12 protein-coding genes are annotated in these 10,558 nt (G+C 58.4%); 11 read left to right on the forward strand and 1 reads right to left on the reverse strand.

Features of this window, described 5'->3' with window-relative positions; all coding sequences use genetic code 11:
• Position 1 precedes the first annotated feature (1 nt).
• From infA to rplQ, 7 genes are all read left to right on the forward strand, one after another.
• On the forward strand, positions 2-220 hold the full coding sequence (gene infA / locus F1735_RS22200) for a translation initiation factor IF-1 (protein WP_005663428.1): 219 nt from the start codon (positions 2-4) through the stop codon (positions 218-220).
• A gap of 37 nt (positions 221-257) precedes the next feature.
• A complete protein-coding gene (rpmJ, locus tag F1735_RS22205) occupies positions 258-371 on the forward strand; it encodes a 50S ribosomal protein L36 (RefSeq protein ID WP_010394471.1) in 114 nt (37 codons plus the stop codon).
• A gap of 28 nt (positions 372-399) precedes the next feature.
• On the forward strand, positions 400-765 hold the full coding sequence (gene rpsM, locus F1735_RS22210) for a 30S ribosomal protein S13 (RefSeq protein ID WP_166897181.1): 366 nt from the start codon (positions 400-402) through the stop codon (positions 763-765).
• Positions 766-777: 12 nt separating this feature from the next.
• The gene (gene rpsK / locus F1735_RS22215; protein WP_008444339.1) at positions 778-1,182 is read left to right on the forward strand and encodes a 30S ribosomal protein S11; all 405 of its coding nucleotides are present in this window, start codon (positions 778-780) and stop codon (positions 1,180-1,182) included.
• Between the two features lie 230 nt (positions 1,183-1,412).
• The gene (gene rpsD, locus F1735_RS22220; RefSeq protein WP_167228621.1) at positions 1,413-2,036 is read left to right on the forward strand and encodes a 30S ribosomal protein S4; all 624 of its coding nucleotides are present in this window, start codon (positions 1,413-1,415) and stop codon (positions 2,034-2,036) included.
• A 177-nt stretch (positions 2,037-2,213) separates the two neighbouring features.
• Positions 2,214-3,191, forward strand: coding sequence for a DNA-directed RNA polymerase subunit alpha (locus F1735_RS22225; protein ID WP_166897178.1), 978 nt, complete (start codon positions 2,214-2,216; stop codon positions 3,189-3,191).
• Between the two features lie 108 nt (positions 3,192-3,299).
• Entirely contained in the window at positions 3,300-3,695 is a 396-nt protein-coding gene (gene rplQ, locus F1735_RS22230) for a 50S ribosomal protein L17 (RefSeq protein ID WP_099873839.1), read from the forward strand.
• A gap of 68 nt (positions 3,696-3,763) precedes the next feature.
• Here rplQ and F1735_RS22235 read toward each other — a convergent pair whose 3' ends face one another.
• The gene (locus F1735_RS22235) at positions 3,764-4,723 is read right to left on the reverse strand and encodes a LysR family transcriptional regulator (RefSeq protein WP_167238959.1); all 960 of its coding nucleotides are present in this window, start codon (positions 4,721-4,723) and stop codon (positions 3,764-3,766) included.
• A 93-nt stretch (positions 4,724-4,816) separates the two neighbouring features.
• On the opposite strand from F1735_RS22235, the gene F1735_RS22240 reads away from it, so the two are divergent.
• From F1735_RS22240 to F1735_RS22255, 4 genes are all read left to right on the forward strand, one after another.
• Positions 4,817-5,749: a sodium-dependent bicarbonate transport family permease gene (locus F1735_RS22240; protein ID WP_167238960.1), complete on the forward strand. Its 933-nt coding sequence runs from the start codon at positions 4,817-4,819 to the stop codon at positions 5,747-5,749.
• 209 nt (positions 5,750-5,958) lie between these two features.
• Positions 5,959-8,361 carry a type I restriction-modification system subunit M gene (locus F1735_RS22245; RefSeq protein WP_167238961.1) on the forward strand — a complete coding sequence of 801 codons (2,403 nt, stop codon included), beginning with the start codon at positions 5,959-5,961 and terminating at the stop codon, positions 8,359-8,361.
• Positions 8,358-9,386 carry a PDDEXK nuclease domain-containing protein gene (locus F1735_RS22250; protein ID WP_167238962.1) on the forward strand — a complete coding sequence of 343 codons (1,029 nt, stop codon included), beginning with the start codon at positions 8,358-8,360 and terminating at the stop codon, positions 9,384-9,386. Before F1735_RS22245 ends, F1735_RS22250 begins: the two co-directional genes overlap by 4 nt.
• On the forward strand, positions 9,383-10,456 hold the full coding sequence (locus tag F1735_RS22255; protein ID WP_167238963.1) for a restriction endonuclease subunit S: 1,074 nt from the start codon (positions 9,383-9,385) through the stop codon (positions 10,454-10,456). Before F1735_RS22250 ends, F1735_RS22255 begins: the two co-directional genes overlap by 4 nt.
• Positions 10,457-10,558: the final 102 nt, after the last annotated feature.

Here is a 10,558-nt window from a genome sequence, read left to right on the forward strand (position 1 = left end):
AATGGCAAAAGACGACGTCATACAAATGCAGGGCGAGATTCTTGAGAATCTCCCTAATGCAACGTTTCGAGTAAAGCTGGAAAACGGGCACGTGGTGCTCGGACACATTTCGGGTAAAATGCGGATGAACTACATCCGCATCCTGCCCGGCGACAAAGTCACGGTGGAGTTGACGCCGTACGACTTGAGCCGGGCCCGCATTGTGTTCCGGACCAAGTAAATTTAAGTAATCAATCCGAACATAAGAGAGTGCAAATATGAAAGTTCTCGCATCAGTCAAGCGGATCTGCCGCAACTGCAAGATCATCAAGCGCAAAGGCGTCGTCCGCGTAATCTGCGTGGAACCGCGTCACAAGCAGCGTCAAGGTTAATTTAACGTTATTTATTGAGGAATAACGAATGGCACGTATTGCAGGGGTTAATATCCCCAATCATCAGCACACCGTAATCGGCCTCACGGCTATCTACGGTGTTGGCCGCCCGCGCGCACAGAAGATCTGCGCACAAACGGGTGTTGCGACCAACAAAAAGGTCAAGGACCTGGACGACAGCGAACTGGAAAAACTGCGTGAGGCCGTCGGCACTTTCGTAGTCGAAGGCGATCTGCGTCGTGAACTGTCCATGAACATCAAGCGCTTGATGGATCTGGGCTGCTACCGCGGTATGCGTCATCGTAAGGGTCTGCCTTGCCGCGGCCAGCGTACACGCACCAATGCCCGTACTCGCAAGGGTCCGCGCAAGGCCGCACAATCGCTTAAGAAATAATAGGACAACACCATGGCTAAGCAACAAAGCAGCGCCGCAGCAGCGCGCGTTCGCAAAAAAGTTAAAAAGAACGTCGCTGAAGGCATCGCACATGTCCACGCATCGTTCAACAACACCATCATCACGATCACCGATCGCCAGGGCAATGCCCTGTCGTGGGCGACGTCCGGCGGTGCTGGCTTCAAGGGTTCGCGTAAATCGACCCCGTTCGCAGCGCAGGTTGCGGCAGAAGCAGCAGGCAAGGTCGCTGTCGAATGCGGCGTGAAGAACCTCGAAGTACGTATCAAGGGCCCAGGTCCTGGTCGTGAATCGGCAGTTCGCGCTTTGAACAACCTGGGTATCAAGATCACCGAAATCCAGGACGTGACGCCAGTGCCGCACAACGGCTGCCGTCCACCAAAGCGTCGTCGTATCTGATACGGCCCGCTGGCGACCGGAACACCGTTTCCGGCCGTTTGTTGTACATTAGTCGTTGATGATCGCCGGCGCAGTCCCCGAATAGGGTATACTGCCCGGCTGTTGTCGCCTGTCGCGGCTATTTCCGCACGGGTTTATTGTCAGCCACCGTCTGGCGCATTGCGTACGGACTAGCGCCTGGCCAGCATCACAGGATGCCGCCGGGGCGTCATTATTCTAAAGGAAACATTGTGGCACGTTATATCGGACCTAAAGCAAAACTGTCCCGCCGTGAAGGTACGGACCTGTTCCTCAAGAGCGCACGTCGCTCGCTCGATTCGAAATGCAAACTGGACGTCAAGCCAGGCCAGCACGGTGTCAAATCCGGTGCTCGTACCTCGGACTACGGTAACCAGCTGCGCGAAAAGCAAAAAGTCAAGCGCATGTACGGCGTCCTCGAGCGTCAGTTCCGCCGCTACTTCGCTGAAGCAAACCGTCGCAAGGGCAACACCGGCGAAGCGCTGCTGCGTTTGCTGGAAGCGCGTCTCGACAACGTTTGCTACCGCATGGGCTTCGGCTCGACCCGCGCTGAAGCGCGGCAGCTGGTCAGCCACAAAGCGTTCACCGTCAACGGTAACGTTGTGAACATCGCTTCGTACGCTGTCAAGACCGGCGACGTCATCGCTGTTCGCGAAAAGTCGAAAAAGCAAGTGCGTATCGTTGAAGCCCTGTCGTTGGCTGAACAAATTGGTATGCCTAGCTGGGTTTCGGTTGACTCGAAGAAAATGGAAGGCACCTTCCGTTCGTTCCCAGAGCGTAACGAAATCGCTAACGATGTCAACGAATCGCTGATCGTCGAGCTCTACTCGCGTTAATCGACCGCTGGGCGGGCGGCAATGCCGCCCGCCCAGCGGTCGTCCCCGGCCTGGGCGGCCCCCTTGCCGGGGAACCAATTTCGTTTTCTCCCGCCCACTCCAAGTCACGTGGGCGTTTTCACTAATGCCATCAGCCTTATCGGTGTAATGAGCCGAGGGTATTGAAAAGGACATTTCATGCAAAACAGTCTGTTGAAGCCACGTATTATCGATGTTGAAACTCTCGGTGCCGGTCACGCCAAAGTCGTGATGGAGCCGTTCGAGCGTGGCTATGGCCACACATTGGGTAATGCGTTGCGCCGCGTACTGCTGTCGTCGATGGTCGGCTACGCGCCAACCGAAGTGACGATCGCCGGCGTTGTCCATGAGTATTCGTCGCTGGACGGCGTGCAAGAAGACGTGGTCGACCTGTTGCTGAACCTGAAGGGCGTGGTCTTCAAAGTCCACAACCGCGATTCCGTCACGCTGACCCTGAAAAAGGAAGGCGAAGGCGCGATCCTGGCTTCCGACATCGACCTGCCGCATGACGTCGAACTGATCAATCCAGACCACGTGATCGCCCACTTGACCGCTGGCGGCAAGCTGGACATGCAGATCAAGGTCGAAAAAGGCCGTGGCTATGTGCCGGGCAACGTCCGTCGCCTGTCGGAAGACACCAACAAGACGATCGGCCGCATCATCCTGGACGCCTCGTTTTCGCCGGTGCGCCGCGTGTCGTACTTCGTTGAATCGGCCCGCGTCGAACAGCGTACCGACCTCGACAAGCTGGTGATCAACATCGAAACCAACGGCGTGATTACCCCGGAAGAAGCGATCCGTCAATCGGCGCGCGTGCTGGTCGATCAACTGAACGTGTTCGCGGCGCTGGAAGGCACCGAAGCGGCTGCCGAAGCACCGTCGCGCATTCCGCTGGTCGATCCGATCCTGCTGCGTCCGGTCGACGACCTGGAACTGACGGTGCGTTCGGCCAACTGCCTGAAAGCAGAAAACATTTACTACATCGGCGACCTGATCCAGCGTTCGGAAAACGAACTGCTCAAGACGCCGAACCTGGGCCGCAAGTCCCTGAACGAAATCAAGGAAGTGCTGGCATCGCGCGGCTTGACCTTGGGCATGAAGCTCGAAAACTGGCCACCAGCCGGCCTCGAGAAGTAATCGCAGCACCGTCCGGGACAGGGGTTCCGGGCGTATTACTCCATACCAACCGGCCCGCGCTGAAAGGCGATCGAAGAGCTGGATTTAAACAACTCGAAAGGAATTACCATGCGTCACCGTCACGGCCTTCGCAAGCTGAATCGTACTTCGTCCCACCGTCTGGCAATGCTGCGCAACATGACCGTTTCCCTGCTGCGTCATGAAGCCATCAAAACCACCGTGCCAAAAGCCAAGGAACTGCGCCGCGTCGTCGAGCCAATCCTGACGATGGGCAAGACCGATACCCTGGCCAACAAGCGTCTGGCATTCGCCCGCCTGCGCGACCGCGAAATGGTGTTGAAGCTGTTCGCCGAACTCGGCCCACGTTACGCAAACCGCAACGGCGGCTACCTGCGTATCCTGAAAATGGGTTTCCGCGTTGGCGACAATGCACCAATGGCTTACGTTGAACTGATGGACCGTCCAGAAGTCACCGAAGTTGAAGACGCACCAACCGCTGAGTAATCGGCGCGGTACGTAAAAAAAGCCAGGCTCAGCCTGGCTTTTTTACGTCCGTTGGCAAAGCCGCAGCCTCATCCGCCCTGAATGAAATCCTCCGCTACCTGCCCGATGTCGGGGTAAATCCATTCCGCCTCGATGTAGCCGGCAGCATGCTGGCCGATGAAGCGCACCAGCTCGTGCGCCGCGTACGGCAGGCGCCGGTCGCGCGGCGCCACCAGGTACCAGTTGCTTTCCAGCGGAAAGCCTTCGACATCGAGCACCGCCAGCCGTTCGCGTCCCTCCTGCAAGGTGTGTTCGGAGATCACCGACAGGCCCAGTCCCGAGGCGACGCTGAGGCGGATTGCTTCGTTGCTCTCGATTTCCATGCTTTTCTCCAGCGCCAGCCCGCGCCCGGACAGCCATGCTTCGAACATCATGCGCGTGGCCGACCCTGGCTCGCGCATCAGGAAGCGCTCGCCGGACAGGTGCGCGAACGGCAGCCTGGCCACGCCGGCCGCCCAGTGCCCCAGCGGTGCGATCAGTTGCAGTGGATTCTTGAGCATGCGCGCGCTGCGCACCGACGGACCGCTCGGCGGATGGCTGAACAGATACAGGTCGTCTTCGCGCTTGTCGAAGCGTTCCAGCACCCTGGCCCGGTTGGCCACGCTCAGGCGCACCTCGACGTTCGGATAGCTGGCCGCAAACGGCCCGAGCAAACGCGGCAGCACGTACTTGGCGGTGGTGACCACGCAGATCCGCACATGCCCGGCGTGACCGCCCCGGGCGCGCTCCAGAAAGCCGGCGAAGTCGTCGAAACGGTCGAGCACATCGCAGGCTGCCCGGTACAGCTCGCGTCCGGCCAGGGTCGGCTCCATGCGCGCGGCGCCGGTCTCGAACAGGGGCTCGCCCACCGCTTCGGCCAGCCGTTTGAGCTGCAGCGACACGGTCGGCTGGGTCAGGTGCAGCGCGCGCGCCGCCGCCGAGACGCTGGCGCAGCGCACCACCTCCACGTACACCTGCAACAGCCGGAAACTCAGGTGCCGCACATTCATTGACGATTCTCTATGGGGTGTGGTTGAACAATTTATTATCCAATATACGTAACTTTCGGCAAACTCGCCAGCCTGTCTTTTGCCGGAGTGCATATGTTAGATGTCGTCATTGCTTTTTTCGCGCTCGGGCTGGTCGCCGGGCTGGTCAAGTCGGACTTGAAGGTCCCGGTGGCGATCTACGACACCCTGGCGATCCTGTTGATGCTGGTGCTCGGCCTGAAAGGCGGCATGGCCTTGCACGGCGCCCTGAGCGCGGCCCTGCTGCCGGAACTGCTGGCGGTGGCCGCGCTCGGCCTGGTGCTGCCGGTCGCGTGCTATCCGGTGCTGCGCCGCCTGGTGCGGCTGTCGGCCGACGACGCCAGCAGCGTCGCCGCCCATTACGGCTCGGTCAGCGCCGGCACCTTCGCCGTCGTGGTGGCACTGGCGGAACGCTCCGGCCTGGCGCTGGCGCCGCAGACCACCTTGTACCTGGTGATGCTGGAACTGCCCGCCATCGTGCTGATGCTCCTGTGGCAGCGCCATCTGAGCGGCCGCGATGGCGGTACGCGCGTGCTGTGGGAAGCGCTGACCAGCCGCGGCGTGCTGCTGCTGGGCGGCGGCGTGCTGATCGGCTATCTGTATGGCCCGGTCGGGCTGGCGCCCTTGAAGCCGGTGCTGATCGACGGCTTCAAGACCATGCTCTCGCTATACCTGCTGGAAATGGGACTATGCACCGCGCGCAGCTTCGCGGCCGCGTCGCCGCTGCGCCACTGGCGCCTGATGCTGTTCGCCGCGCTGGCCCCGTTCGCGCTGGCCTGGGGCGGGATCGGCGTTGCGCTCTTGTTGAAGCTGCCGGAAGGCAGCGCCCTGGTGCTGGCCGCACTGGCCGCCAGTGCCTCGTACATCGCCGCGCCGGCGGCGATCCGCAGCGCCATTCCCGATGCCGACCTGGGCTTGGCCACGCTGGCCACCCTGGGCATCACCTTCCCGGTGAACGTGCTGGTGGGCCTGCCGGTCTACCAGCAATGGGTGCATCATTGCTACTGAAGGTCGACAGTGCCCTGCTCGGCTAAGGAACTTGCCACTTCCAATCGCCAAGCGTACGGGCAAGCGCCGGAAGTGCCGATTGGCGCAGTGCGGATCGCACGCGGGATGGAAAGTACGCGCGCTGTGCTCCAGATGCCTTGGTCATGCGTCATCCATACGGTAAAGTAAGCACTTTCCTCTCCGTGGCATGATCCACATTCAAGCAGCTTATGGCAATCAAGAAATCCGAGCTTTATTCCTCCCTTTGGCAGTCCTGCGACGAGTTGCGCGGTGGCATGGACGCCAGTCAGTACAAGGATTACGTTCTCGTCCTGTTGTTCGTCAAGTATGTTTCTGACAAATATGCTGGGCTGCCGTACGCGCCAATCGTGATTCCGCCCGGAGCCAGTTTTAATGACATGGTCGCGCTCAAGGGCAGCCCGGACATCGGCGACCAGATCAACAAGAAAATTATCGGCCCACTGGCGAAGGCCAACAAACTGTCGGACATGCCGGACTTCAACGACCCGAGCAAGTTGGGCAGCGGACAGGAAATTGTCGACCGTCTCACCAATCTGATCTCCATCTTCGAGAACAAGGCGCTCGACTTCAGCAAAAATCGCGCCGAAGGTGACGACATCCTGGGCGATGCCTACGAATACCTGATGCGTCACTTCGCCGCCGAAAGCGGCAAGAGCAAGGGGCAGTTCTATACGCCTGCCGAAGTGAGCCGCATCATGGCGCAGATCATCGGCATTGGTGGTTCACAAACAAACAACAGCACGACCGTCTACGACCCGACCTGCGGCTCAGGCTCGCTGTTGCTGAAAGTGGGCGACGAAGCACATGCCAAAGTGACGCTGTACGGCCAGGAAAAGGACGCGGCCACCTCCGGCCTGGCACGCATGAACATGATCTTGCACGACAACCCGACGGCCGAAATCAGACAGGGAAACACGATCGCCAATCCGCTGTTCACCGGCGAAGACGGCTGGATCAAAACCTTCGACTACGTCGTCGCCAATCCGCCTTTCAGCGACAAGCGCTGGAGCACAGGCATCGACCCGGCCAACGACCCGCACCAGCGCTTCGAGCATTTCGGCACGCCGCCAGCCAAGCAGGGCGACTACGCCTACCTGCTGCACATCGTCCGCTCGCTCAAGAGCACGGGAAAAGGCGCATGCATCCTGCCGCATGGCGTGCTGTTTCGCGGAAATGCCGAGGCCGACATCCGCCGCAACCTGATCCGCCAAGGCTATATCAAAGGCATTATTGGCCTGCCCGCCAATTTGTTCTACGGTACCGGTATCCCCGCCTGCATCATCCTCATCGACAAGGAAAATGCCCACAGCCGCAGGAGCATTTTCATGATCGACGCCAGCGGCGGCTTCATGAAAGACGGCCCGAAAAACCGCTTGCGCGACTGCGATATTCACCAGATCGTCGACGTATTCAACCGGCATGACGAAAGCAAGCCGAAATATGCGCGCATGGTCGGCATCGAGGAAATCGAGAAAAACGACTTTAATCTCAACATTCCGCGCTACATCGACAGTCAGCAGGCCTTCGATATCCAGGACATCGAAGGCCACCTGAAAGGTGGCATTCCAGGCGCCGATGTGGATGCCTTGCAGGCCTACTGGACAGTTTGCCCGCAACTGCGAACAACCCTGTTCGCCGCCAACCGCCCCGGCTACCTCGACCTGGCCGTCGCCAAGAAGGACATCAAGACTGGCATCTATGGGCACCCGGAATTCGTCACCTTCATCGACAGCATGAATGCCCTGTTCACCGACTGGCAACAGCGCAGTACCGGCACGCTCAAGCACTTGCAAGCCGGCTGCCACCCCAAACTGATCATCAACGACCTTGCCGAGGACTTGCTCGCCCACTATGCGCAAAAGCCCCTGATCGACCAATACGCGGTCTATCAGCACTTGATGGATTACTGGGCCACGACAATGCAGGACGACTGCTATCTGATTGCTGCGGACGGCTGGAAGGCCGATACCTACCGCGTCGTCGAAAAGAACAAGAAAGGCAAGGACATCGACAAGGGCTGGGCCTGCGATCTCGTGCCCAAGCAACTCATTGTGAACCGTTACTTCGCCAGTCAGCAGGCCGCCATCGGCGAGCTGGAAGCGGCTGTGGACGGCCTTGCCGCCCAAATGGCCGACATGGAAGAGGAGCACGGTGGCGACGAGGGCGCGTTCGCCGAACTCGACAGGGTGAACAAGGCCAACGTTACCGCCCGTTTAAAGGAAATCAAGGGTGACAACGACGCGAAGGAAGAAACCGCAGCCCTGGACGCCTGGCTCAAACTCTGCACGCGTGACGCCGACCTCAGGAAGAAGTTGAAAGATGCCGAGGCCGAGCTCGATGCCCTGGCCTATGCCAAGTATCCGACGCTCAGCGAGGCCGACATCAAGACGCTGGCGGTCGAGGACAAATGGATGGTAACGATCTCCGCAGCCATTCATGGCGAGATGGACCGTATCAGCCAGACGCTGACCGAACGCGTCAAGGAACTGGCCGAACGCTACGAGACGCCACTGCCGAAACTGGTCGACAAGGTTGCTGACCTGAGCGACAAGGTGGCGGCACACCTGAAGAAAATGGGGTTCCAGCCATGAGCGATGAGATTCACATACTCAGCGCCTCGCCTGACTATCGGGCGCTGCTGGAGCAGATTTCCGGCACGTACACCCAAGGCCGCGTTCGTGCAATGCAGGCCGTCAACGACCAGCTCATTGAGACTTACTGGCAGGTCGGGCGGCATATTGTCGAATTCGAGCAGGGCGGAAAAATCCGCGCCGACTACGGTACGGCCTTGCTTGCCAGCCTGGCGAAGGACTTAAGCCTGCGCCACGGCAAGGGCTTCAGCCGCAGCAATCTCATTCGCATCCGCCAGTTTTATCAGGCATACCCGAATAGTGCGACGCTGTCGCACCAATTGAGCTGGTCGCATATCGTGGAACTGCTGAAGATCGACGATCCGCTGGAACGCGGGTTTTATGAGCAGCAGGCTGGCCGCGAGCGCTGGTCGGTGCGGGAACTGATACGACAAAAGGAAAGCGCCTTGTTCTTGCGACTGGCCGCCAGCAAGGACAAGGCTGGCATCCTGCAACTCGCCGCCCAGGGGCAAATCGTCGAACAAGCCGCCGACCTGCTGCGCGAACCGTATGTGTTCGAGTTCCTGAAAATTCCCGAGCCGTACCAGCTGTCGGAAACCCAGCTCGAAACGGTGCTCTGCGATCACCTTCAGCCCTTCCTGCTGGAACTGGGCAAGGGCTTTACTTTCGTCGGCCGGCAATACCGGGTCACGATCAACAATACGCACTACAAGGTCGATCTGGTCTTCTATCACCGCATCCTGCGCTGCTTCGTGCTCATCGATCTCAAGATCAACGACGTCCAGCATCACGATATCGGGCAGATGAATATGTATCTGGGCTATTTTGCCAATGAGGAAAACGTCGAGGGAGATAACCCGCCGATTGGCATTATCCTCAGCCGCAACAAGGATGAATTGTTGGTGGAGTACGCGACCTACCAGATGAACAGCCAGCTTTTCGTGCAGAAGTATCAACTCTACTTGCCTGACCGCGAAGCGTTGCGCCGCGAGTTGGAGTTAAGTTTGCGTGAGGTGGAGCAATGAGCGCGATTCCAGAGGGATACAAGCAGACTGAGGTGGGGGTGATACCCGAGGATTGGGATGCTAAAACACTTGGCGATTTTGTTTTTCTTCAACGCGGACATGATCTTACCGATCGTGATCGCAGACCCGGAGAAATTCCAGTTATGGGTTCTGCCGGGCAGAATGGATTTCATGATATTGCGCTTGTTAAGGGGCCAGGGGTCGTAGTTGGCCGAAGCGGTGCATCGTTTGGCCAAGCGCATTTTTGTAATACGAACTTCTGGCCCCATAACACTGCGCTCTACGTTACCGACTTCCGAGGGAACGATCGACTCTTCGCCTTTTTCTTCCTTAGCTCGCTTGACTTCAGTCGCCACAACTCGGGAGGCGCTCAGCAGTCACTGAATCGCAATTTTATTGCTCCAATTCCCGTCAGAATTCCTCCGCTTCTCGAACAGGAGGCAATTGCCCAGGCATTGAGCGATGCGGATGCCCTCATTGAATCGCTGGAGCAACTCGTCACCAAAAAGCGCTACCTCAAACGAGGTGCTATGCAGGATCTACTCACTGGGGGCAAGCGCCTCCCGGGATTCGGCCAGGGATGGGAATTAAAGCGTTTGGGAGAATTAATAACACTTTATGGAGAACGGGTCGACCCGCAGTTGAATGGTGTGCGGGACTTCTGTATTGAGTTAGAGCACATCGGCTCCTCGACTGGCGCGCTCTTGGGGAGTACAAGCACGGGCGAAAATTCGTCGCTAAAATCTGTGTTTCGTGCCGGGGATGTATTGTTCGGCAAACTTCGTGCTTACCTTAGGAAATACTGGAGGGCTGATCGTGCGGGTGTATGCTCAACGGAGATTTGGGTTCTCACTCCAAGAGAAAATTTAATAATTGGCGCTTATCTGTTTCAGATCGTCCAGACTGATAAGTTCATTGAGGTTGCAAGCTATTCATACGGCACTCATATGCCACGATCCGACTGGAATGTCGTTAAAAACTATGAGTTACCGATACCATGCGACCCAGAAGAGCAAATTGCCATCGCCGCCATCCTCTCCGACATCAATCTACCGGACTTAAGCGATTGACAGCTTAACATGGCTTTTGTGTCATGTATTTGTGGGGCTTAGGCTGCTTGTTTCTGGGCTTTGATTGGCCGGGTCGGTGAAGGAACGTCTTGCGAACAATCA

Origin of the sequence: Massilia genomosp. 1, assembly GCF_011682185.1 — a bacterium.
Classification (GTDB): domain Bacteria; phylum Pseudomonadota; class Gammaproteobacteria; order Burkholderiales; family Burkholderiaceae_D; genus Telluria_A; species Telluria_A rubra.

Bases quoted from the DNA above. Each gene is read 5' to 3' on its own strand.
- infA (WP_005663428.1), top strand. From the start codon at position 2: ATGGCAAAAGACGACGTCATACAAATGCAGGGCGAGATTCTTGAGAAT.
- rpmJ (WP_010394471.1), top strand. From the start codon at position 258: ATGAAAGTTCTCGCATCAGTCAAGCGGATCTGCCGCAACTGCAAGATC.
- rpsM (WP_166897181.1), top strand. From the start codon at position 400: ATGGCACGTATTGCAGGGGTTAATATCCCCAATCATCAGCACACCGTA.
- rpsK (WP_008444339.1), top strand. From the start codon at position 778: ATGGCTAAGCAACAAAGCAGCGCCGCAGCAGCGCGCGTTCGCAAAAAA.
- F1735_RS22225 (WP_166897178.1), top strand. From the start codon at position 2,214: ATGCAAAACAGTCTGTTGAAGCCACGTATTATCGATGTTGAAACTCTC.
- rplQ (WP_099873839.1), top strand. From the start codon at position 3,300: ATGCGTCACCGTCACGGCCTTCGCAAGCTGAATCGTACTTCGTCCCAC.
- F1735_RS22235 (WP_167238959.1), bottom strand. From the start codon at position 4,723: ATGAATGTGCGGCACCTGAGTTTCCGGCTGTTGCAGGTGTACGTGGAG.
- F1735_RS22240 (WP_167238960.1), top strand. From the start codon at position 4,817: ATGTTAGATGTCGTCATTGCTTTTTTCGCGCTCGGGCTGGTCGCCGGG.
- F1735_RS22245 (WP_167238961.1), top strand. From the start codon at position 5,959: ATGGCAATCAAGAAATCCGAGCTTTATTCCTCCCTTTGGCAGTCCTGC.
- F1735_RS22250 (WP_167238962.1), top strand. From the start codon at position 8,358: ATGAGCGATGAGATTCACATACTCAGCGCCTCGCCTGACTATCGGGCG.
- F1735_RS22255 (WP_167238963.1), top strand. From the start codon at position 9,383: ATGAGCGCGATTCCAGAGGGATACAAGCAGACTGAGGTGGGGGTGATA.